This window comes from Micromonospora sp. WMMC273 (assembly GCF_027460285.1).
GTDB lineage: Bacteria > Actinomycetota > Actinomycetes > Mycobacteriales > Micromonosporaceae > Micromonospora > Micromonospora aurantiaca.
In genome coordinates this window covers 1,196,096-1,217,990 of the sequence record NZ_JAPZBE010000001.1, presented here as the reverse complement: position 1 = coordinate 1,217,990, position 21,895 = coordinate 1,196,096, and the positions used below count along the sequence as shown (strand labels likewise).

The 21,895-nt window shown below is 72.4% G+C and carries 20 protein-coding genes and 1 pseudogene; 8 read left to right on the top strand and 13 right to left on the bottom strand.

Features of this window, described 5'->3' with window-relative positions:
* Positions 1-92: 92 nt before the first annotated feature.
* Together O7611_RS05875 and O7611_RS05870 are read left to right on the top strand one after the other, a co-directional pair.
* Positions 93-1,301 carry a DUF349 domain-containing protein gene (locus O7611_RS05875; protein ID WP_194802971.1) on the top strand — a complete coding sequence of 403 codons (1,209 nt, stop codon included), beginning with the start codon at positions 93-95 and terminating at the stop codon, positions 1,299-1,301.
* Between the two features lie 331 nt (positions 1,302-1,632).
* The gene (locus tag O7611_RS05870) at positions 1,633-3,255 is read left to right on the top strand and encodes a cellulase family glycosylhydrolase (RefSeq protein ID WP_269696336.1); all 1,623 of its coding nucleotides are present in this window, start codon (positions 1,633-1,635) and stop codon (positions 3,253-3,255) included.
* A gap of 47 nt (positions 3,256-3,302) precedes the next feature.
* Here O7611_RS05870 and miaB read toward each other — a convergent pair whose 3' ends face one another.
* Positions 3,303-4,802, bottom strand: coding sequence for a tRNA (N6-isopentenyl adenosine(37)-C2)-methylthiotransferase MiaB (gene miaB / locus O7611_RS05865; RefSeq protein ID WP_194802969.1), 1,500 nt, complete (start codon positions 4,800-4,802; stop codon positions 3,303-3,305).
* 52 nt (positions 4,803-4,854) lie between these two features.
* Here miaB and O7611_RS05860 point away from each other — a divergent pair, with 52 nt between their 5' ends.
* A complete protein-coding gene (locus O7611_RS05860) occupies positions 4,855-5,082 on the top strand; it encodes a DUF2277 family protein (RefSeq protein WP_018785974.1) in 228 nt (75 codons plus the stop codon).
* 78 nt (positions 5,083-5,160) lie between these two features.
* Here O7611_RS05860 and O7611_RS05855 read toward each other — a convergent pair whose 3' ends face one another.
* Complete coding sequence (locus O7611_RS05855; protein ID WP_135238912.1) at positions 5,161-5,640, bottom strand: hypothetical protein; 480 nt, start codon at positions 5,638-5,640, stop codon at positions 5,161-5,163.
* Between the two features lie 214 nt (positions 5,641-5,854).
* A complete protein-coding gene (selD, locus tag O7611_RS05850) occupies positions 5,855-6,844 on the bottom strand; it encodes a selenide, water dikinase SelD (RefSeq protein ID WP_194802968.1) in 990 nt (329 codons plus the stop codon).
* Positions 6,845-7,043: 199 nt separating this feature from the next.
* Between selD and O7611_RS05845 the strand changes: the two genes are divergently transcribed.
* The 4 genes from O7611_RS05845 to O7611_RS05830 all read left to right on the top strand — a co-directional run bounded on the left by O7611_RS05845 (position 7,044) and on the right by O7611_RS05830 (position 10,392).
* Positions 7,044-7,799: an amino acid ABC transporter ATP-binding protein gene (locus O7611_RS05845; protein WP_269696335.1), complete on the top strand. Its 756-nt coding sequence runs from the start codon at positions 7,044-7,046 to the stop codon at positions 7,797-7,799.
* Between the two features lie 50 nt (positions 7,800-7,849).
* Complete coding sequence (locus O7611_RS05840) at positions 7,850-8,785, top strand: glutamate ABC transporter substrate-binding protein (protein WP_013284736.1); 936 nt, start codon at positions 7,850-7,852, stop codon at positions 8,783-8,785.
* A 78-nt stretch (positions 8,786-8,863) separates the two neighbouring features.
* Positions 8,864-9,520, top strand: a complete 657-nt coding sequence (locus O7611_RS05835) for an amino acid ABC transporter permease (protein ID WP_194802967.1) — start codon at positions 8,864-8,866, stop codon at positions 9,518-9,520.
* Positions 9,517-10,392 (top strand): amino acid ABC transporter permease, encoded by an 876-nt coding sequence (locus O7611_RS05830; RefSeq protein ID WP_194802966.1) that lies wholly within the window; start codon positions 9,517-9,519, stop codon positions 10,390-10,392. Before O7611_RS05835 ends, O7611_RS05830 begins: the two co-directional genes overlap by 4 nt.
* Positions 10,393-10,469: 77 nt before the next feature.
* Here O7611_RS05830 and rny read toward each other — a convergent pair whose 3' ends face one another.
* The 8 genes and pseudogenes from rny to O7611_RS05790 all read right to left on the bottom strand — a co-directional run bounded on the left by rny (position 10,470) and on the right by O7611_RS05790 (position 19,012).
* The gene (gene rny / locus O7611_RS05825) at positions 10,470-12,236 is read right to left on the bottom strand and encodes a ribonuclease Y (RefSeq protein ID WP_269696334.1); all 1,767 of its coding nucleotides are present in this window, start codon (positions 12,234-12,236) and stop codon (positions 10,470-10,472) included.
* Between the two features lie 815 nt (positions 12,237-13,051).
* Complete coding sequence (locus tag O7611_RS05820; protein WP_194802964.1) at positions 13,052-13,756, bottom strand: 3-keto-5-aminohexanoate cleavage protein; 705 nt, start codon at positions 13,754-13,756, stop codon at positions 13,052-13,054.
* A gap of 50 nt (positions 13,757-13,806) precedes the next feature.
* Positions 13,807-14,499: a regulatory protein RecX gene (locus tag O7611_RS05815; RefSeq protein ID WP_047894669.1), complete on the bottom strand. Its 693-nt coding sequence runs from the start codon at positions 14,497-14,499 to the stop codon at positions 13,807-13,809.
* Positions 14,500-14,510: 11 nt separating this feature from the next.
* A complete protein-coding gene (gene recA / locus O7611_RS05810; protein WP_013284729.1) occupies positions 14,511-15,560 on the bottom strand; it encodes a recombinase RecA in 1,050 nt (349 codons plus the stop codon).
* Between the two features lie 185 nt (positions 15,561-15,745).
* Positions 15,746-15,946 (bottom strand): DUF3046 domain-containing protein, encoded by a 201-nt coding sequence (locus O7611_RS05805; RefSeq protein WP_091190932.1) that lies wholly within the window; start codon positions 15,944-15,946, stop codon positions 15,746-15,748.
* Positions 15,937-17,249, bottom strand: a pseudogene (locus tag O7611_RS05800) (MFS transporter). The gene O7611_RS05805 and the pseudogene O7611_RS05800 overlap by 10 nt, the downstream one beginning before the upstream one ends.
* Before the next feature lie 69 nt (positions 17,250-17,318).
* Complete coding sequence (locus O7611_RS05795) at positions 17,319-18,461, bottom strand: acyl-CoA dehydrogenase family protein (protein WP_269696333.1); 1,143 nt, start codon at positions 18,459-18,461, stop codon at positions 17,319-17,321.
* A 20-nt stretch (positions 18,462-18,481) separates the two neighbouring features.
* On the bottom strand, positions 18,482-19,012 hold the full coding sequence (locus O7611_RS05790) for a hypothetical protein (RefSeq protein ID WP_269696332.1): 531 nt from the start codon (positions 19,010-19,012) through the stop codon (positions 18,482-18,484).
* 83 nt (positions 19,013-19,095) lie between these two features.
* Between O7611_RS05790 and O7611_RS05785 the strand changes: the two genes are divergently transcribed.
* The gene (locus O7611_RS05785; RefSeq protein ID WP_269696331.1) at positions 19,096-19,746 is read left to right on the top strand and encodes a 4a-hydroxytetrahydrobiopterin dehydratase; all 651 of its coding nucleotides are present in this window, start codon (positions 19,096-19,098) and stop codon (positions 19,744-19,746) included.
* 1 nt (position 19,747) lies between these two features.
* Here O7611_RS05785 and O7611_RS05780 read toward each other — a convergent pair whose 3' ends face one another.
* Both O7611_RS05780 and O7611_RS05775 read right to left on the bottom strand, forming a co-directional pair.
* Positions 19,748-20,506, bottom strand: a complete 759-nt coding sequence (locus O7611_RS05780) for a UdgX family uracil-DNA binding protein (protein WP_269698053.1) — start codon at positions 20,504-20,506, stop codon at positions 19,748-19,750.
* A 20-nt stretch (positions 20,507-20,526) separates the two neighbouring features.
* Positions 20,527-21,864 (bottom strand): aminotransferase class I/II-fold pyridoxal phosphate-dependent enzyme, encoded by a 1,338-nt coding sequence (locus tag O7611_RS05775; protein WP_269696330.1) that lies wholly within the window; start codon positions 21,862-21,864, stop codon positions 20,527-20,529.
* Positions 21,865-21,895 lie beyond the last annotated feature (31 nt).

Here is a 21,895-nt window from a genome sequence, read left to right as displayed (position 1 = left end):
GGACCTGTGACAATGCCGGGAGAAAGTTTGCTGCGCCGTGGCGGCGAACGAGGGGGCTGTCCCCTCGGCGCCGGGAGAACGAGGATGGGCACATGAGCGACTGGACTGCCTTCGGACGGGTCGACGAGGACGGCACCGTCTACGTCAAGACCGCCGAGGGCGAGCGGGTGGTCGGATCCTGGCAGGCAGGGGCACCGGAGGAAGGGCTCGCCCACTTCGCCCGGCGCTACGCCGACCTGGTGACCGAGGTCGATCTGACCGAGGCCCGGCTCAACTCGGGCGCGGCTGACGCCGGCCACTCCCTGACCACGATCCGCCGGATCCGTGGGTCGCTGGCCGAGGCGCACGTCGTCGGTGACATCGACGCCCTCGCCGCCCGCCTGGACAAGCTGGCCACCGTCGCCGAGGAGAAGGCCGGCGAGGCCAAGGCGGCCCGCGAGGCCGCCCGGGGCGAGGCGCTGGCGCGCAAGACCGCCCTGGTCGAGGAGGCCGAGAAGCTGGCCGCCGAGTCGACCGGCTGGAAGACCGCCGGTGACCGGCTCAAGGAGATCCTCGACGAGTGGAAGACCATCCGCGGCGTCGACAAGAAGACCGACGGTGAGCTGTGGAAGCGGTTCGCCGCCGCGCGGGACGGCTTCACCCGCCGCCGGGGCGCCCACTTCGCCTCCCTCGACCAGCAGCGCAAGCAGGCGCAGACGGTCAAGGAGGAACTGGTCGCCGAGGCGGAGAAGCTCAAGGACTCCAGCGACTGGGGCGTCACCGCCGGTCAGCTCAAGGACCTGATGGCCCAGTGGAAGGCCGCGCCGCGCGCCGCCAAGGAGGCCGAGCAGAAGCTCTGGGAACGGTTCCGCGCCGCGCAGGACGAGTTCTTCACCCGCCGCAGCGAGGTCTTCTCCGCCCGCGACAACGAGCAGCGCGCCAACCTGGAGCGCAAGCAGGCGCTGCTGGCCGAGGCCGAGGCGCTGGACGTCGACGGCGACCCGAAGGGCGCGCAGGCGAAGCTGCGGGACATCCAGGCGCAGTGGCACGAGGCCGGCCGGGTGCCGCGCGAGGCCGCCGCCGGGCTGGAGCGCCGGCTGCGGGCCGTGGACGACAAGGTCCGCGAGGTGATGGACTCGGCGTGGCGGCGCACCTCCAAGGAGGACAACCCGCTGCTGGCGCAGATGCGTGCCCAGGTCGCCGAGGCCGAGGACCGGCTGGCCCGGGCCCAGGCCGCCGGCGACACCCGGCGGATCAAGGAGGCCGAGCAGGCGCTCGCCTCGAAGCGGCAGTTCCTCCAGCTCGCCGAGCAGGCCGGCTGACGGAAGCACCCCGGCCGGGCAGGCCGGCGGACGGACACATCGGGTGAGCCCCCGGCCCTGTCGGCCGGGGGTTCACCTGCGTCCGGACCAGGGTTGACGCATCGAGGCAGGCTGATCAGAATGAGCGGCGGAGCCAGGTTCAGGCACCGGCACGAGGGCACCGACGGCTGATCTCGCCGTCGACGGTCGCCGGTGCGACATCTCGCGGTTGGCCGTCCACACGACACGGCCCGGCGCGCACTGCGCGCGTACTCGATGACGAGCGGGACGTGCCTCCTGGTCCTGCCGCCCGCGGCGCCTGCGCGGCGCGGGCATCCGAAGTGGAGCTTCCATGCACCGACGCACCGCCCTCGGCGGCGCCCTGACGGCGCTCGCCACCGCGGCAGCCGGCGTTCTCGTCGCCGCCGCCGTCTCCACCGCACCGGCCGCCGCGGCGGCCGGTGGCACCGGCACCGGCTACCTGCACACCAGCGGCAACAAGATCGTCGACAGTACGGGCGCGACGGTCCGGCTGACCGGCATCAACTGGTTCGGGATGGAGACCGACAACAAGACGTTCCACGGCCTGTGGTCGAGCAACCCGTGGCGCTCGCAGCTCGACACCATGGCCCGGCTGGGCTACAACACGCTGCGCATCCCGTACTCGAACGACGCGCTCAAGTCCGGCGCGACAGCGACCGGCATCAACGACTTCGTCAACCCGGACCTGATCGGGCTCTCCCCGCTGCAGATCCTCGACAAGGTCATCGACTACGCGGGCAGCAAGGGGATGCGGGTCATCCTGGACCGGCACCGGCCGACGTCGGCCGGTCAGTCGCCGCTCTGGTACACCTCGACGGTCTCCGAGGCGACCTGGATCAACGACTGGAAGATGCTGGCCCAGCGGTACGCCGGCAACACCACGGTGATCGGCGCGGACCTGCACAACGAGCCGCACGCCGAGGGCACCAACCCGGCCGCCACCGGCGCCTGCTGGGGCTGCGGCGACACCGCCCGGGACTGGCGGCTGGCCGCCGAGCGGGCCGGCAACGCGATCCTCGGCGTGCAGCCGAACTGGCTGATCTTCGTGGAGGGGGTGAGCTGTCCGAGCGGCGGCCTGTCGAACGTCTGGGACAACGACCCCAGCAACGACGAGGACTGCGGCTGGTGGGGCGGCAACCTGTCCAAGGCCGGGCAGTTCCCGGTGCGGCTGAACGTGGCCAACCGGCTGGTCTACTCGCCGCACGAGTACGCCACCTCGGTCTACCGCCAGGCCTGGTTCGACGACCCGTCGTACCCGGCGAACATGCCGGCCATCTGGGACAAGTACTGGGGCTACCTCTACAAGCAGAACATCGCGCCGATCATGATGGGCGAGTTCGGCACCACGCTCCAGGACCCCAAGGACAAGATCTGGCTGCAGAACCTGATGGCGTACACCGGCACCGGCGTGAACGGCATGTCGTTCACGTACTGGTCGTGGAACCCGAACTCCGGTGACACCGGCGGCATCGCCAACGACGACTGGACCACGATCAACCAGCCGAAGCAGGACATCCTCACGCCGTACCTGATCCCGCCGACCGGCGGTGGCGGCACCACCAGCCCGTCCCCGACCGGCACGCCGAACACCTCGCCGGCACCGACCACCCCGCCGCCTCCGGTGACCGGTGGCTGCACCGCCACCTACAAGCAGATCAATTCCTGGGCGGGTGGCTTCCAGGGTGAGCTGACCGTCAAGAACACCGGCACCGCCGCGGTGAACCCGTGGTCGGCCACCTGGACCTGGCCGTCCGGGGTGACGCTGGCCAGCGGCTGGAACGCCACCGTCACGCAGTCCGGGACCACTGTGACGGCGGCCGCGCCGGCCTGGGCGTCGTCGCTGGCGCCGGGCGCGTCGGTCACCGTCGGCTTCACCGCCAACGGCACCGCCGCGAACCCCGGCAGCGTGAAGCTCAACGGCACCGCCTGCTGAGACCGTGACGGCGGGGGCCCGGCTCGGCCCCCGCCGTCACGCTGGGCTCAGTGCGCGGCGCAGCCGCCGACCGGGGCGGGCGCCGCGGCCGGCGCGCCGACCGTCGGCAGGCCGAGCAGCACCCCTGGGGTACGCGGAACCTGTCCCGCCTCGGCCGCGTCCCCGGCCCGGGTGCGCCGGTGCGCCAGCGGCGCGCCGTCGGCGTTGAGGTGGTGCGGGGCGGCGTACGTGACGACTGTGTGCACGATGTCGCCGGGGCGGATCCGCCCGGCCAGCTCACCGGTGGCGAAGTGCACGAGCCGGCCGTCGCGGGCCCGTCCGGACATCCGGCCGGTGCGCTCGTCCTTGCGGCCCTCGCCGACCGCCACCAGCACCTCGACGGTCTCGCCGACGAGCTTCTTGTTCTCCGCCCAGGTGATCTCCTCGACGCAGGCGATCAGCCGCTCGTAGCGCTCCTGCACGACCTGCTTGGGTAGCTGCCCGTCCATCGTGGCGGCCGGGGTGCCGGGGCGCTTGGAGTACTGGAACGTGAACGCCGAGGAGAACCGCGCCTCCCGGACCACGTCCAGCGTGCGGGCGAAGTCGGCCTCGGTCTCGCCGGGGAAGCCGACGATGATGTCGGTGGTGATCGCCGCGTCCGGCATGGCCGACCGCACCTTTTCGATGATCCCCAGGTACTTCTCCGACCGGTACGAGCGGCGCATCGCCCGCAGTACGTCGTCCGAGCCGGACTGCAACGGCATGTGCAGCGAGTGGCAGACGTTCGGCGTCTCGGCCATCGCGGCGATCACGTCGTCGGTGAAGTCCTTCGGGTGCGGGCTGGTGAACCGCACCCGCTCCAGCCCGTCGATGTCGCCGCAGGCGCGCAGCAGCTTGCCGAACGCGTACCGGTCGCCGAACTCGACGCCGTACGAGTTGACGTTCTGCCCGAGCAGCGTCACCTCCAGCACGCCGGAGTCGGCCAGCGCGCGGACCTCGGCGAGGATGTCTCCGGGGCGGCGGTCCTTCTCCTTGCCGCGCAGGGAGGGCACGATGCAGAACGTGCAGGTGTTGTTGCAGCCGACGGAGATCGAGACCCACCCGGCGTACGTCGACTCGCGCCGGGTCGGCAGCGTGGAGGGGAAGACCTCCAGCGACTCCAGGATCTCGACCTCGGCCGCGGCGTTGTGCCGCGCCCGGTCCAGCAGCGCCGGCAGCGAGCCGATGTTGTGCGTGCCGAAGACGACGTCCACCCAGGGCGCCTTGCGGACGATGTCGCCGCGGTCCTTCTGGGCCAGGCAGCCGCCGACGGCGATCTGCATCCCGGGGTGCTTCGCCTTCACGGGGCGCAGATGACCCAGGTTGCCGTAGAGCCGGTTGTCGGCGTTCTCCCGGACCGCGCAGGTGTTGAACACCACCACGTCGGGCTGCTCGTCGGCCTCCGCGGCACGCACGTATCCGGCGTCCTCGAGGAGGCCGGAGATGCGCTCGGAGTCGTGCACGTTCATCTGGCAGCCGTACGTACGCACCTGGTAGGTGCGCGGGCTGCCCGCGGCTGCGGTAGTCATGACCCGGACAGCGTATCCGGGTGGAGCCGATCGGATCGAACGAGGAGGAGCCGTGTGCCGGAGCATCAAGACCCTGCGTGAGCCGTACGTCCCGGTGGTGACCGAGGAGGACATCCGCGCCGCCGCGTTGCAGTACGTCCGGAAGATCTCCGGATTCCGTACCCCGGCGGCGCACAACGCGGCCGCGTTCGACGCCGCGGTGGACGCCGTGGCCGCCGCCACCGCGACGCTGCTCGACCAGCTCGTGGTGCGGGGGCAGCAGCAGGCGGCCCGGGGCTGAGCCCGGGACCGCCACCGCTCGCCGCCGGTGGGGGCACGGCGGCGAGCACCGCTCACGGGCGCGCGCCGACGCCCGCGCTCAGGCGGCGGCGAGCGCCGGGGCGACCGTGTCCGGCGCCCAGCGGGAGCGGTGGCACTGCGACCAGCCCCGGCAGCGCGCGTCGGCGACGGTGCAGAGCCGGTGGTGGCTGAGCACCTCGCCGTCGTCGGTGTCGGCCACGTCGAAGTGCACCGGCCGGATCGTGCCGTCGGGCGCGACCAGCAGGTGCCGGCCGGCGTCGAGCGTGTCGTCACGCATCAGGCAGTTGCGGCCCAGCAGCCGGGCCAGCGCCGCGATCGCGGGCAGCTCGGTCAGGCTCTCGGGTACGCCGTAACAGTCGACCACGGTGCCGTACAGCCCGGGCGCCTCCCACACGTCGCAGACCACCGCGTACGCGGGGAGCCGCATCGGGTCGGCGACGGCCATCGGCATCACCACCCGGCCGAGCGCCTCGGCCAGTGCCGGGTAGACCTCCACCGGCTCGCCGCCGTCGATTCTCCAGTTCCACAGCTCGGTCATGCCGCCTCCTCGCTGCGCTCGTTCCACCGGCCTCCGGATCGGGCCTTAATGACGATGGTGGGGTGCATTTGACCTCAGCCGGGCGCAAGTTACCGGTCTGTGACCATTCCGGGCAAAATTCCCTCGGGCGACGTTGCCCAGAGTAGCTGGAAGATGACAGTTTATCGGGTACGGTGCCGCGGCGACGGCCCGGCCGCGCCGTGGATCCGGCGGCTCAGCGCACCCGGATCAGGTGCTCCGACGCGGGCAGCAGTTCCCCGATCACCGTGCCGCCCGGCACCTCACCGGCGACCAGCAGGCCCCCAGAGGTCTGCGCGTCGGCGAGCAGCAGCCGCTCCCCCTCGTCCGCCCCGCCGAAATCGGTCCACGGGGTGACCCACTCCAGGTTGCGCCGGGTGCCGCCGCTGACGTACCCGTCGCGCAGCGCCTCCCGCGCGCCGGGCAGGTACGGCACCGCCGCCGCGTCGATCGCCACCGTCAGGCGGCTCGCCCGGGCCAGCTTCGAGGCGTGCCCGAGCAGGCCGAAGCCGGTCACGTCGGTGCCGCAGCGGATGCCCGCCGCGACCGCCGCGCGGGCCGCGTCCCGGTTGAGCCGGGCCATCGACTCGACCGCCTCGGGGAAGCGCTGCCCGGTCTGCTTGTGCCGGGTGTTGAGCACGCCCACGCCGAGCGGCTTGGTCAGCGACAGCGGCAGCCCGGCCTGCCCGGCGTCGAGCGTGATCAGCTCCTCCGGCCGGACCACACCGGTGACGGCCAGGCCGTACTTCGGGCCGTCGTCGTCCACGCTGTGCCCACCGGCCAGGTGGCAGTTCGCCTCCCGGGCCACGTCCAGACCGCCGCGCAGCACCTCGCGGGCCATCTCCGGCGGCAGTACGCCGCGCGGCCAGCAGAGCAGGTTGAGCGCGACGAGCGGGGTGCCGCCCATCGCGTACACGTCGGAGAGCGCGTTGGCGGCGGCGATGCGCCCCCAGTCGTAGGCGTCGTCGACCACCGGGGTGAAGAAGTCGGCGGTGCTGACCAGGCCCGTACGCTCGTCCAGCCGGACCACCGCGGCGTCGTCGCCGTTCTCCAGGCCGACCAGCAGGTCGGCCGAGCCGCCGGTGGCGCCGAGCCCCGCGACCATCGCCTCCAGCTCGCCCGGTGGGATCTTGCAGGCGCAGCCGCCACCGCGGGCGTAGTCGGTCAGCCGGATCGCGTCGGTCATCACCTCATGATCTCCTGCCTGCGGCGACGGCGCCACTCGGCCCACCCGGTGGGTGACGAAATTCGGACGGGCCGGTACGCCGGTGACCGGTGTTACCGCTCCGTGACCATCTGAGTTGCGTTCTGCCACATCACCCCGCCTACAGTTGCCCAACCGGGGGTCGACCGACCCCCGAATTCCGCCATGGACGACAGGGACGGTGGACGACGTGACGACGGGCGACCCGCTGATCGTGCTCGACGGGGTCAACAAGTGGTTCGGGCCGCTGCACGTGCTCGACGACGTGTCCCTCTCCGTCGGCCGGGGCGAGGTGGTCGTCGTGATCGGCCCGTCCGGCTCCGGCAAGTCGACGCTGTGCCGCACCATCAACCGGCTGGAGCCCATCGACAAGGGCACCATCACGTTCGACGGGCAGCCGCTGCCGGCCGAGGGCAAGCCCCTGGCCAAGCTGCGCAGCGAGGTCGGCATGGTGTTCCAGTCGTTCAACCTCTTCGCGCACAAGACCATCCTGGAGAACGTGACGCTGGGGCCGGTCAAGGTCCGCAAGGAGAAGCCGGCCGCCGCCCGCGAGCGCGGCCTGGCCCTGCTGGACCGCGTCGGCATCGCCAACCAGGCGGACAAGTACCCGGCGCAGCTCTCCGGCGGTCAGCAGCAGCGGGCGGCCATCGCCCGCGCGCTGGCCATGCAGCCCAAGGCGATGCTGTTCGACGAGCCGACCAGCGCGCTGGACCCGGAGATGGTCGGCGAGGTGCTGGACGTGATGACGTCGCTGGCGAGCGAGGGCATGACCATGGTCGTGGTGACCCACGAGATGGGCTTCGCCCGGCACGCCGCGAACCGGGTCATCTTCATGGCCGACGGCAAGCTGGTCGAGGACGCGCCGCCGGCTGAGTTCTTCGCGAACCCGCGCAGCGAGCGGGCCAAGGACTTCCTCTCCAAGATCCTCACCCACTGAGCGTCCGTAGTGGAGTCGTCCCGTCGGCTCCGTCGAAGAAGGAGATGTGTATGCGTTACAAGCGCGTGGCGGCGGTGGCCATGATGGCCTCGCTCGCCCTTTCCGCGGCTGCCTGTGGCAAGGAGGGGAACCCGGCTCCCAGCGGCGGCGGCAACGCCAGCGGTGGAGCACAGGGCGACAACTGCAGCAGCTCGGGCGTGACCTTCACCCCGAAGACGGACGCCAACGTCGCCGGCAGCCCGGCCTTCGAGAAGATCAAGTCGGCCGGCAAGGTCGTCATCGGCGTCAAGTTCGACCAGCCGAACCTCGGTTACAAGGACGCCCAGGGCAAGCGCTGCGGCTTCGACATCGAGATCGCCCAGTACGTCGCCAGCACGCTCGGCGTCGACCCGGCGAAGATCGAGTACAAGGAGATCGCGTCCGCCAACCGGGAGACCGCGATCAAGGGTGGCGAGATCGACTACTACGTCGGCACGTACTCGATCACGGACAAGCGCAAGAACGACGTCTCCTTCGCCGGCCCGTACTTCGTCGCCGGCCAGGACCTGCTGGTCCGCAAGGACGAGTCGTCGATCACCGGCAAGGACACGCTCAAGGGCAAAAAGGTCTGCTCGGCCACCGGCTCCACGCCGATCCAGAAGATCCGCGACGAGGGCCTGACCGAGGGCGAGAACATCGTCGAGTTCAAGACCTACTCCGAGTGCGTCTCGCAGCTGCTCGACAAGAAGGTCGACGCGGTGACCACCGACGACGCCATCCTCAAGGGCTACGCCGCGCAGAACCCGGACGAGCTCAAGGTCGTCGGCCAGCCGTTCAGCACCGAGAAGTACGGCATCGGCCTGCCCAAGGACGACAAGGCGCTGCGTGACTACGTGAACGACCAGATCGAGGCGGCGTTCACCGACGGCACCTGGAAGAAGATCTACGACGGCACGCTCGGCAAGTCCGGCTCGCCGGCCACCCCGCCGCAGCTCGAGCGGTACTGACGGTCCGCACCGACGTCGGACCGGGCGGGGAGGTCCTCCTCCCCGCCCGGTCCCGTCTGGAGAGAGTGAGAGCGAGGTATGGGCGAGTTCTTCCGCGTCCTGACGGACAACGCGAGCCTGTTCCGCGAGGGGTTCTTCAACACCGTCAAGCTGTTCCTGATCGCCGGCGTCGGCAGTCTCGTCCTCGGCATGCTGCTCGGCGCGATGCGGGTGTCCCCGGTCCCCGCGCTGCGGGCGTTCGGCGCCACCTACGTCAACCTGGTGCGCAACACTCCCCTGACGCTGGTGTTCGCGTTCCTCGTCTTCGCGGTGCCGAAGCTGGACGTCAACATCGACTACTTCAACAGCGCCTGCATCGCGCTGATCGCGTACACCTCGGCGTTCATCTGCGAGGTGGTCCGCTCGGGCGTGAATACCGTCGCCACCGGCCAGGCCGAGGCGGCCCGCGCGCTGGGCATGACGTTCGCCCAGGTGCTGACGCTGATCGTGCTGCCGCAGGCGCTGCGGGCCATGGTCCCGCCCATGATGAGCGTGCTCATCGCCATGCTGAAGAACACCACGATCGCCGCCGGCTTCTCCGTGCTGGAAGCCGGCGCCATCCCGGCGTACATGTCGGAACGGGGTGAGCCGCAGTTCATCGTGCTCACCTGGATCGTGATCGGCTTCCTCATCCTGATCATCCCGCTGGTGGTGCTCCAGCGGATCCTCGAGCGCAAGTGGGCGGTGGCCCGATGAGCAGCAGCAGCGTCCTCTACGACATCCCCGGCCCGAAGGCCCGGATGCGCAACCGGATCCTCGGCGTCGTCTCGATCGCGGCGATCGTCGCGCTGATCGCGTTCGTGGTCTACAAGTTCAACCAGACCGGTCAGTTCGAGGCCCGCAAGTGGGAGCAGTTCCAGTACGCGGCCGTGCAGCGGGAGCTGCTGAACGGCCTCTGGGCCACGCTGAAGGTCGCCGCCGTCGCCACCGTGCTGGCGCTGCTGTTCGGCGCGTTCTTCGCCAGCGCCCGGCTCAGCGACAAGGTGCTGTTCCGCGCTCCCGCCACGTTCGTGGTGGAGCTGTTCCGGGCCATCCCGCTGCTGATCCTGATCTTCTTCGGCTACTACGTGCCGTTGCAGTACGGCTGGCCGATCGACAAGTTCTGGGCACTGGTCATCGGGTTGACGCTCTACAACGGCTCGGTGCTGGCGGAGATCTTCCGTGCCGGCATCAACGCCGTGCCGTACGGGCAGTCCGAGGGCGCGTACGCGATCGGCATGCGCAAGAACCAGGTGCTCCGGCTGATCCTGCTGCCGCAGGCGTTCCGGTCGATGCTCCCGGCGATCGTGAGCCAGCTCGTCGTCCTGCTCAAGGACACCGCGCTCGGCTTCATCATCACGTACCCGGAGCTGCTCTTCGTGGGCAAGCAGATCGGTGGCCGGCTGGCGTTCGGTCTGCCGTACGTGCCGACGTATTTGATCGTCGCGGCCATCTACATCAGCATCTGCGGCCTGCTGTCGGTGCTGGCCTGGTGGTTGCAGAAGCGGCTGACCCGGCTGCCGCGCACCGCGGCCAAGCCGGTGGCGGCCACGCAGACCGACGGTGGCACCGGCGCCACGCCGCTGTGAGCTGACGTCCTCCGACGGACACGGAACGGGCGGGTGGGATCTCCCCACCCGCCCGTTCCCCGTTGTCCGCCCGCCGCTCAGCGGGCGATCTCGGTGACCCGCGACTCGCGCACCACTGTCACCCGGATCTGACCCGGGTAGGTCAGCTCCTCCTCGATCTGCTTGGCCACGTCCCGGGCCAGCACCGCCGCGCCGATGTCGTCCACGTCGTCCGGCTTGACCATCACCCGGATCTCCCGGCCCGCCTGCATGGCGAAGACCTTCTCCACGCCCAGCTTGCCGGCCGCGATCTCCTCGATCCGCTCCAGCCGCTTGACGTACGCCTCGAGGCTCTCCCGCCGCGCGCCCGGCCGCCCGCCCGAGCAGGCATCAGACGCCTGGGTCAGCACCGCCTCGATGGTCTGCGGCGGCACCTCGTTGTGGTGCGCCTCGATGGCGTGCACCACGTCCTCGCTCTCGCCGTACTTGCGGGCCACGTCCGCGCCGATGATCGCATGGCTGCCCTCCACCTCGTGGGTGAGCGCCTTGCCGATGTCGTGCAGGAACGCGCACCGCTTGATCGTCGGCACGTCCAGCCGCAGCTCGGCGGCCATCACCCCGGCGATGTGCGCGGTCTCCACCAGGTGCTTGAGCACGTTCTGCCCGTACGACGTCCGGTAACGCAACCGGCCCAGCAGCGTGACCAGCTCCGGGTGGATCTCGGTGATGCCGACCTCGACCAGCGCGTCCTCGGCGGCCCGGAGGCACAGCTCCTCGACCTCCTGCCGGGCCAGGTCGTAGACCTCCTCGATCCGGTGCGGGTGGATCCGGCCGTCCAGGACCAGCTTCTCCAGCGTGACCCGGCCGACCTCCCGGCGTACCGGGTCGAAGCAGGACAGCAGCACCGCCTCGGGCGTGTCGTCGATGATCAGGTTGACGCCGGTGACCGATTCGAAGGCGCGGATGTTGCGCCCCTCGCGGCCGATGATGCGCCCCTTCATCTCGTCGCCGGGCAGGTGCAGCACGCTGACCACGCTCTCCGCGGTCTGCTCGCTCGCGACCCGCTGGATGGCGTCCACGACGATGTTGCGGGCACGCTGCTCGGCGCTGCCCCGGGCGTCCGCCTCGATCTCCCGGACCAGCAGCGCGGCCTCCCGCTTCGCCTGCCCCTCGATCGACTCGACAAGCTCGGTGCGGGCCGCGTCGGCGGTCAGGCCGGCCACCCGCTCCAGCTCCCGGCGGCGCTGCTCCTCCACCTCGGTCAGCATCCGCTCGCGTTCGGTCAGGGCGGCCTCCCGGGCGGCGAGCGCCGCGGTGGCGGCGGTGAGCTGCCGTTCCCGCTCGGCCAGCCGCTCCACCTCCTCGGTGTGCAGCCGCTCCCGCTCGTCCATCCGGGCGGCGCGGCGTTCCACCTCGGCCGCCTGCTCCCGGGTGGTCGCGGCCAGCACCGCCACCTCCCGCTCGCCGCTGCGCCGTGCGGTGGCGCGCAACTGCTCGGCATCCGCCTCGGCCTGCTTGTGCGCCCGCTCCAGCACCGTGTCGGCCTCGGCGCGGGCGTCGTCGAGCACCCGCCGCGCCTCGGCCCGGGCCGCCTTCGCCTCCGCCTTGGCGGCGGCCGCCTCGGCCCGTGCCGCCGCGGCCGCGGACTTCGCCACGTCGATGGTGCTGTTCACCTCGTCGGCGGCCGTCCGCAACGCCGCGAGGGACTGTTCCTGCCGGTCCTTCTCCGCGATGAAGGCCGGATCCTCCGGCGCGGGCGCCAGGCTGAGCCGCTTGAGGGTACGCACGCCGAACAGCACGGCGCCGACCACCACCACGACCAGCAGCAGCACGACCAGGAGGAGGACGATGTCGAAGGCGCTCATCGAGTCGCTCCGCCGGCCCGGCCGGCGTCGCCGACTTGTCGATACCCGGTGGCCGGGCTGTCGCCCGCCGATGCGGGGTCGGGGCCGTGTGGCAGACCGCCGGTGAACCTGTGCCGCCCTGGCATGGCCGCCTCCCCCTGAACGTCGGCGCCGCAGGACACGCGCGAAGGACACGCGCCTGCGGCTCTGGACGCCCGACCGGAGCGGCTGGCTGTGGGCAGCTTTCCGTCGGCGGTGCCCCCTCATGGGGCACCGCTGGCGGCCGGTTGCAGTTGTCGGAGGCTCCGAAAGGTTCCGGAGCTTCCGTCAAGGGCCGGTGTAGCTGGCCAAAGTGATGCTGTTCTGTTACGAGATCTATGTTGTGCGCTTAGCCTGCGCTGGTCGGGCAAAGTGAGCCTGTATGGCGAGGCTAGGTCGCGAGGGGCCGTTCGGTCAAGGAGTCATGATCAAACCACCCGGACGGAGAGAAGTTACGGCGTCACTCAGTGGTGATCAGATGCCGGACAGGCCGGGACAAACCCCGCCCTCCGGCGCCACTTCCCGGCACTCCCGACCTGCTCAGGCCCCCTCCCTCATCGACGCCGCCCGCCAACTCCCCACACGATCAAGGAGTTGGCGTCACTCCACGGCCCCCGGTGACACAAACCCCCTCCCGCGGACGATCATGAGGTTGACGGGCGTGATCATGAAGTTGGCCTGGACAAAACAGACGGGAAGTGCCGTCAACTTCATGATCGACCGGGCTGGAGCGAGCGGGGGCGGGCGGGGGCGGGCCCGGGCAGGGTGGGCCGGGTGGGTGGGCCGGGCGGGGTGGGTCAGGGAGTGGCGGTGGTGCGGGCTGTGGTTACCAGGGTGGCGTTGTCGGGGGTCTGGGTGCCGTCGGGCAGCAGCAGCGTGTCCTCCAGGCCGATCCGGGTGTGCAGACCCCGCCGGACCGCCTCCGCGTACACCGGCCAGGTGGCCGGGCCCTCCCCGTGCAGCAGCACCGGCGGGTGCCCGTCGGGCAGGGCGGCGAGGATCGACGCCGCGTCGGCGAGAGCCGTCTCGACCTGCTCGGCCATGCACTCGACGAGGATCCGCCCGGTGGGCGTGGACCAGCGGCGCCAGGCATCGACCGCCGCCGGCGTCCACAGGCCGGCCTCGACCATCACGCCGCGCTCGTGCAGGGCGGCGGCCACCTCGGCCGCCCCGGGTTCGTGGGCGTTGACCGAGGCGAAGTCGGGCAGCACCGTCCAGGCGCGGACGGCGGCGACCCGCGCGGCCGGGTCGGGGACGATCCAGGCGCCGGTGCTCACGCCGACCGGCAGGCCGGGACGGGCGGCCCGGATGGCAGTCACCGCAGCGGCGATCACCGCCGGGTCGAGCGACTCGGCTCCGGCGTCGTCGCGCGGGTGCACGTGCACCGCCGCCACCCCGGCGACCGCGCAACGCACCGCGTCGGCGGCCAGTTCGGCCGCTGTGAGCGGCACGGCGGGGTGCTCGTCCCGCCGTCGGGTGCCGTTGAGACACGCCTTCAGCACGGTGTGCGCCTCCCCTCGGGACGGCGGCCGCGACACCGGCCGCCGGTCGGTCAGTCGAGCCGGCGGGAGTCGAGGTCGTGCTCGGCGTCGGCCAGCGCGTCCGCGTCGATGTGCTCGGCGAACTCGGCCGCCTCGGCGCTCTGCGCGGCGAGCGCGTCCTTCACCGCCCGGATCGCCACCCCGGCCGGGTAGCCCTTGCGCGCCAGCATGCCGACCAGGCGCCGGAACACCGCGTCCGGCTCGCCCCTGGCGGTGCGCAGCTTGCGGTCCACCAGGGCGCGGGCGGTCTGCGCCTCGGTCTCCTCGTCCAGCCCGTCCAGTGCCGCGCCGGCCACCTCGCCGTCGACGCCGCGCTGGCGCAGCTCGTTGGCGAGCGCCCGGCGGGCCAGCCCACGACCGTTGTGCCGGCTGCTCACCCAGGCACGCGCGAAGGCGGCGTCGTCGACGATGCCGACCTCGTCGTACCGGTCGAGGACCTGTTCGGCGACCTCCTCGGAGATGCCGCGCCGGGCCAGCGCGCCGGCCAGCTCGGCCCGGGTACGCGGGCGCACCGCGAGTTGCCGCAGGCAGATCTCCCGGGCCACCTCGGCCTCGTCGCGCGGCGGAGCCGGAGCCTCCCCTGCATCGGGCTCCGCCGCGCGGTCACGGCGCCCCCGGCGAGGCCGGGGCGTACCTGTGGCGTCGCCCGTACGGGGTGGACCGGCATCCCAGCCCCGGCCCGTACGGGCGCGTCGTCCTGCCACGGGTCAGCGGATCAGAAGTCGACCGGCGGCAGTTCCGGGCCACCGGCGGCGTCGCCGGCACCACCGGTGCCGACGCCCAGCTTCTCCAGGATCTTCTTCTCGATCTCGGCCGCCACGTCCGGGTTCTCGCGGAGGAACTCGCGGGCCTTCTCCTTGCCCTGGCCGAGCTGGTCACCGTCGTAGGTGTACCAGGCGCCGGACTTGCGGATGATCGCCTGCTCCACGCCGACGTCGATCAGCGAGCCCTCGCGGGAGATGCCCTTGCCGTACATGATGTCGAACTCGGCCTGCTTGAACGGCGCGGCGACCTTGTTCTTCACGACCTTGACCCGGGTGCGGTTACCGACCACGTCGGTGCCGTCCTTGAGGCTCTCGATGCGGCGCACGTCGAGCCGGACCGAGGCGTAGAACTTCAGCGCCCGGCCACCGGTGGTGGTCTCCGGGCTGCCGAACATCACGCCGATCTTCTCGCGGAGCTGGTTGATGAAGATCGCGGTGGTGCCGGTGTTGTTGAGCACGCCGGTGATCTTCCGCAGCGCCTGGCTCATCAGCCGGGCCTGGAGACCGACGTGGCTGTCGCCCATCTCGCCCTCGATCTCGGCGCGCGGCACCAGGGCCGCCACCGAGTCGATCACGATGATGTCGATCGCGCCGGAGCGCACCAGCATGTCGGCGATCTCCAGCGCCTGCTCGCCGGTGTCCGGCTGGGAGACCAGCAGGGCGTCGGTGTCGACGCCGAGGGCCCGCGCGTACTCCGGGTCGAGCGCGTGCTCCGCGTCGATGAACGCGGCGATGCCGCCGGCCCGCTGGGCGTTCGCCACCGCGTGCAGCGCGACTGTGGTCTTACCGCTGGACTCCGGACCGTAGATCTCGACCACCCGGCCGCGGGGCAGACCGCCCACGCCGAGCGCCACGTCGAGCGCGATGGAGCCGGTCGGGATGACAGCCGTCTGCACGACGGGCCGCTCCCCCAGCCGCATCACCGAACCCTTGCCGAACTGCTTGTCGATCTGAGCGAGAGCAAGGTCGAGCGCCTTCTCCCGGTCAGGCCCTGCTGCCATCGTTGCCACCCCTGCCTTCGCCGGCGTCTTTCCTGAGCTTCGCGTCACGCGGGACACGCTAGGCGCTGGGTCCGACAGAAAACCAGCCGACGGGCCGTGAGCTGTGGACGAGCACCCCGCTGTGGACAATAGCCGAACAGGTGTACGACTGGGCAAGCGACACGCGGGATCGACGAAAAGGCTGCTCAGCGTAGTCGGGCGGGCACCCGGTCCGGGTAGGCGGCGACCACGGCGCGCCACACCACGTGCGTTTCCTCACCGGCGGCGAGGGCCTGCTCGATGGTCCGCCCGCCGAGCTGGGACAGCACCTGATCGCTGGCGATGCTGGCCGCGTACCCCGGGCCGAACGCCTCCTCCAGCCGCGTCCAGAAGTCGGTCAGCCGCACGTGTTCAGTCCTCCTCGTCGAGTGGTGCCGTGCCGGTACGGCGCAGTGCCAGCGCCACCAGCGGCACCACGGCGATCGCCGACAGCAGGGTGAGCGTCGGGTACCCCACGGCTCGCATGACGAACCCGCTCGCCGCCGCCGCGCCCGCCCCGGCCAGCCCCATGAGCAGGTCGGACAGGCCCTGCACGCCGGGCCGGTCGGCGGTGGGCACCGACTCCGACAGCAACGTCGAGCCCGCCACCATCGTGCCCGACCAGCCCAGCCCGAGCAGCGCCAGCCCCACCGACAGCAGCGGTGTGCTGTGCCCCGAGGTGCCGGAGACCGCGCACGCGGCCAGCAGCAGCGCCACCCCGCCGAGGATCACCGGCCGCCGGCCGAACCGGTCGGTGAGCCACCCCACCACCGGCGACAGCGCGTACATGCCGGCGATGTGCAGGCTCAGCACCAGGCCGACCACTGGTAGCACGTCCGCGTCGGAGTGCCACTCACCGAGGTGCACCGGGGTCATCGACATCACCGCGACCATCACCAGGTGCCCCACCGCGACAGCGGCGATGCCGAGGCGGGCGGCCGGCCGCCCGCGTACCGTGCGCCACGCGGCGGCCATGCCACCGCGGCGGGCGACAGCCGGTGCGGCGCCCGGCGCCGGCTCGGCCGCCGTCAGCCGGCGCGCGGTGAGCAGCGGGTCCGGCCGCAGCAGGACCAGGAGTACGACGGCGGTGAGCGTGAACGCGACGGCGCTGAAGGCGAACGGGCCGGCCAGCGCCGGCAGGCCCCAGCCCCGGGTGGTCTCGTCGGCGAGCGCGGCGAAGTTCGGCGCGGCCACCGCGCCGATGGTGGTGGCCCACACCACCAGCGAGAGCTGCCGTCCCCGGCGCTGCGGCTCGGCCAGGTCCACCGCCGTGTAGCGGGCCTGAAGGTTGGCCGCCGTGCCGCCGCCGAACAGCAGCATGCCGACGAAGAGCAACGGCACCAGGCGCGTCACGGTGGCGACCACCACCAGCACGCCGCCGACCGCGCCGACCGCGTACGCGAGGACCAGCCCCGGCCGCCGGCCCCGCGCGGTCATCAGCCGGGTGACCGGGATGGCGAGCAGCGCGGCCCCGACCACACCGGCGCTCTGCGCCAGCCCGGCCAGGGCCGTGCCGGCGACCCGGGCGGCGAGCAGCGCGCCGACCGAGATGCCGATGGTGACGCCGATGCCGCCGATGATCTGGGTGAGGAAGAGCAGCCGGACGGTACGCCGCTGGATGCCGGCGACGTCGGGCCGGGGCGGGGCCGGCGCGGTCAGGTCGGTGGACATGCGGCGCTCCTGGTGGGGACGGGTGCCCCATCCTCCCGCACCGGCCCGTCCGGCCGGCACCCGGTTTCGCTACAGGCCGAGGCCCCGGCCGATGATCTCCTTCATGATCTCGGTGGTGCCGCCGTAGATGGTCTGCACCCGGCTGTCGAGCCACGCCTTCGCCACCGGGTACTCCGCCATGAAGCCGTAGCCGCCGTGCAGCTGCACGCACCGGTCGGCGACCTTGGTCTGCAACTCGGTGGTCCACCACTTGGCCTTCGCCGCGTCGGTCACCGAGAGGCGGCCCGCGTTGAACTCGGCGACGCAGTGGTTGACGAACGTGCGCGCGATGGTGACCTCGGTGTCCAGCTCGGCCAGCAGAAACCGGTTGTGCTGGAACCGGCCGATCGGCCGCCCGAACGCCTCGCGGGAGCGGGCGTACTCGATGGTGAGCGCGAGCAGCTTCTCGCAGGCCGCCACCGCCGCGACGGCGATGCTCAGCCGCTCCCGGGGCAGGTTGGCCATCAGGTGGTAGAAGCCGTGGTTCTCGGTGCCGATCAGGTTCTCCGCCGGCACCCGGCAGTCGTCGAAGAACAGCTCGGCGGTGTCGTTGGCCTTCAGGCCGACCTTCGCCAGGCGGCGGCCCCGGCTGAAGCCCGGCGTGCCGCTCTCCACCACGACCAGGCTCACCCCGTGCGCGCCCTGGTCCGGTGCGGTCTTGGCCACCACGACCACCAGCTCGGCCATCTCACCGTTGGTGATGAACGTCTTCTGCCCGTTGAGGACCAGGCTGTCGCCGTCGCGGACCGCGCTGGTGCGGATGCCGGCCAGGTCGCTGCCCGCGCCCGGCTCGCTCATCGCGATGGCGGTGACCAGATCGCCGGAGCAGAAGCCCGGCAGCCACCGCTTGCGCTGGTCGCCGGTGGTCAGCTCGGTCAGGTACGGCGCGACCACGTCGTTGTGCAGCCCGAACCCCAGACCGGTGCACCCGGCCGCGACGATCTCCTCGTCCAGCACCGCGTTGAACCGGAAGTCGCGCTGCCCGCCGCCGCCGTACTCGGGATCCACGTCCGGGCCGAGCAGCCCGGCCGCGCCGGCCGCCCGCCAGACCTCCCGGTCGACGATCCCGTCGGCCTCCCAGCGCTCGTGGTGCGGCACCGCCTCCCGGGTCAGGAACCGGCGGCACAGGTCACGGAACTCGTCGTGGACGGGCTCGTAGAGATGCTGCTCCATGCCGGCAAGTCTGGCACCGCTCACCCGCCCTGGACAGGGGTGAGCGCCGCTCGCAGCCGGCGCTCCCGGCGGCCGGTACGGACGACCTCGGCCAGGATCGCGACCAGGATGATCCCGAACCCGGCGGCGGCGAACTCCCACCCGGCGCGGATCGCGAGCACGATCAGCGGGCCGAGCAGCACCACGCCGCCGAACGCTCCGAACAGCGCTCCCCGGCGTACCGCGGCAAGGTTGTCCGCCACCGCCGCGCGCCCCGCCTCGTCGGCGGGCGGCTCGCCCCGGCGCAGCGCGGTCTCGGTGACCGCCCAGGCGGCGGCCCGCTCCGCCTCGGCGGGACGCGGCTTCCCGAACCGGCTCAGCGTGAAGAAGAGCGCGAACCCCCAGATCACCGCGCCCAGACCGGCACGGACCACCGCGACCTGCGCGGACCCGTCCCACTCCTCCCAGAGCCGGATGGGCAGCCAGAGGAGACCGGCGAACAGCATGGAGGCCACGTACGGGCCGGGAGCGCCGAACCGGAGCAGTGACACACGAGGTCGGGAGTCGGCCATGCCCGGATGGTATCCCTGCGTGTCGATCCGTGAGCCCTCTGTGGACGGTGGCGGACGGGCGGCGGACAGACCAGGATGGCCGGATGAGCACACTCACGGGGAGACAGGTCGCCGAGGCCGGGCTGGACGGGTGGACGTACCTGCTGGGCGCGTTGCAGACGCGCATCCGTACCCCCGATTTCGCGGCCGGACTGGCGTTTGTGGCCGCGGTGGGCGCGGAGGCCGAGCGGGTCGATCATCATCCGGATCTGGACCTGCGCTACACCCACGTGGACGTGCGGCTGTGGTCGCACGACGCGGGCGTGGTGACGCAGCGTGACCTGCGGCTGGCCCGGCTCATCTCGGGGCTGGCCGCGGACTCCGGGCTGACCCTGTCGGCGGCCGGGCTGTCCCGTCTGGAGCTCGCGCTGGACACCCCCGAGCACGCGGCGGTCCTGCCGTTCTGGCGGGCGGTCCTGGCGCCTGGCGCGCCGCCCGGCCCGGACGGCGACGAGGTACGCGACCCGGACGGCGTGCTGCCCACCGTCTGGTTCCAGCGCTCCGGCCGGGACGAGCCCCGGCAGCGGTGGCATCCGGACGTGTGGGTCGACCCGGCCGAGGTGGACGCGCGCATCGCCGCCGCGCTGGCGGCCGGCGGGACGCTGGTCAGCGACGCGGAGGCGCCGAGCTTCTGGGTGCTCGCCGACCCGGACGGCAACCAGGTCTGCCTCTGCACCTGGCAGCAGCGCTCCTGACTCAGCGCAGCGCCTTGGCGGCCACCTTCAGGTCGGCGACCAGGCCCTCGTACGCGACGTCCTGGTTGTCGGCGCGCAGCACCGCCGACGGGTGGATGGTGGCGAGCAGCCGGGCCGCCGGGGCGTCGGCGACCGCGCCCGTCCGGTCGACCGGCACCCGCTCGAAGTCCTCCGGGTGCTGGGCGGCGGCGGGCCAGGGCAGCAGCTCCCCGCGCTGCTTCGTCACCCGGAAGCTCGGGCCGAGCAGCGCCTTGGCGGCGGTGGCGCCGAGCACCACCACGATCTCCGGGCGCAGCCGGGCGAACTCGGCGACCAGCCACGGCCGGCAGGCGGTGACGTGCACGCGGTCCGGGGTCTGGTGGATGCGCCGCTTGCCGCGCAGCTCGAAGCGGAAGTGCTTCACGGCGTTCGTCAGGTAGATCTGGGCAGGGTCGAGTGCCGCGTCGTCGACGGCCTTGCGCAACAGCCGCCCGGCCGGCCCGACGAACGGCAGCCCCTTCTGATCCTCGATGTCGCCCGGCTGCTCGCCGACGAAGACCACCCGCGCGTGCTCGTCGCCGCGGCCGAAGACGGTCTGGGTGGCGTCCCGGTACAGCTCACAGCCCCGGCAGTCGCCCGCCGCGGCGCGCAGCTCGTCGATGGTGTCCGCCGACGGCGGGATGAACTCCTGTGCGCCGGGTGCGCTCTCGGTCTCGGCCATGCCGATCGTTCTACCCCGTCGGGCGGCGCGCACGCGAGCGGCCCGCCGCGCTGTCCGCAGGTGTCGAGAAGGGGCCCTTCCTATACCGAATGCGTTAAGAGGGGGCCCTTCCCTCCCGCGGTGAGGGCGTCGGCGAGCGCGGGGATGTCGGCCTCGTCCAGCGCGCTCACCGAGACGCGCACGGCGGGGGCGGCGGCGATCCGGTACAGGCCGCCGGGGGCGAGCGACCACCCGGCGTCGCGCAGCGTCGTGATCGCCACCGTCTCGTCGGGCACCGGCACCCAGACGTTGATCCCGGTACGCCCGTGCGCCGCCACCCCGCGCGCGGCGAGCGCGGCCACCAGCCCGTCGCGCCGCCTGTCGTAGCTGTCCGCCGCGCGCCGGACCAGCTCGGCGGTGGCCGGGTCGCGCCAGAGCGACACGACCAGGCGTTGCAGCACCGTGGAGACCCAGCCGGCGCCGACCCGGGCCCGCCCGGCCACCCGGGCCACCGTGGCCTCGTCGCCGGTCAGCACCGCGAGCCGCAGGTCGGGCCCGTAGGGCTTGCTCACCGACCGGACGAAGGCCCACGCCGCTGTCGCCCCGGCGAGCGGGTGCAGGGGTACGCGGGCCAGCTCGGCGGCGTGGTCGTCCTCGATCAGCAGCAGGTCGGCCCGGCCGGCGAGCAGCGTCCGCAGCGCGTCGGCCCGGTCGGCGGAGACGGCCGCCCCGGTCGGGTTCTGCGCCCGGCTGGTCACCACCAGCGCCCGGACCCCGGCGGCGAGCGCCGCCCGTACTCCGCCCACGGTGGGGCCCTCGTCGTCCACCGGCACCCCGACGGTACGCAGCCCGAGCGCGGCGATCAGGTCGAGCAGGTTGGCCCAGCCCGGGTCCTCCACCGCCACCGCGTCGCCGGGGCGCAGGTGGGCGGCGAGCAGCCGTTCGATGCCGTCGAGCGCGCCGCCGGTGACGGTGAGCTCGCCGGCCGGCACCCCGTCGGCGGCGAGCCGCTCGCGGGCCAGGGCGGCCAGGTCGGGCAGCACGGCGTCGGTCGCGTACCCGCCGGGGGGTCCGATCTCGGCGGCGACCGCGGCCAGGTGCGGCCCGAGCGGCGGCAGCAGCCGGGGGTCGGGCTGGCCGGCGGAGAGGTCGCGGCCACCGGCCAGTGCCGGGGGCAGCAGCGCGGCGCGGCGGGCGGCGACCGGCGGGCGGGGGCGGACCCGGGTGCCGTGCCGGCCGGCGGTCGCGACCAGGCCGCGTTGACGCAGTTCCTGGTACGCCTTCGACACGGTGGCCGGGCTGACGCCCAGCTCGGCGGCGAGCGCGCGGACGGCGGGCAGGGCGTCGCCGGGGGCGAGATCGCCGGTGCGGATGCCGGATTCGACGCTTGCCGAAATCGCGGCGGAGGTCGAGCCGGTGACCTGATATTGTGCTGCCACAGTTCGAAGATTGTACTAGAACAAAGGTGGG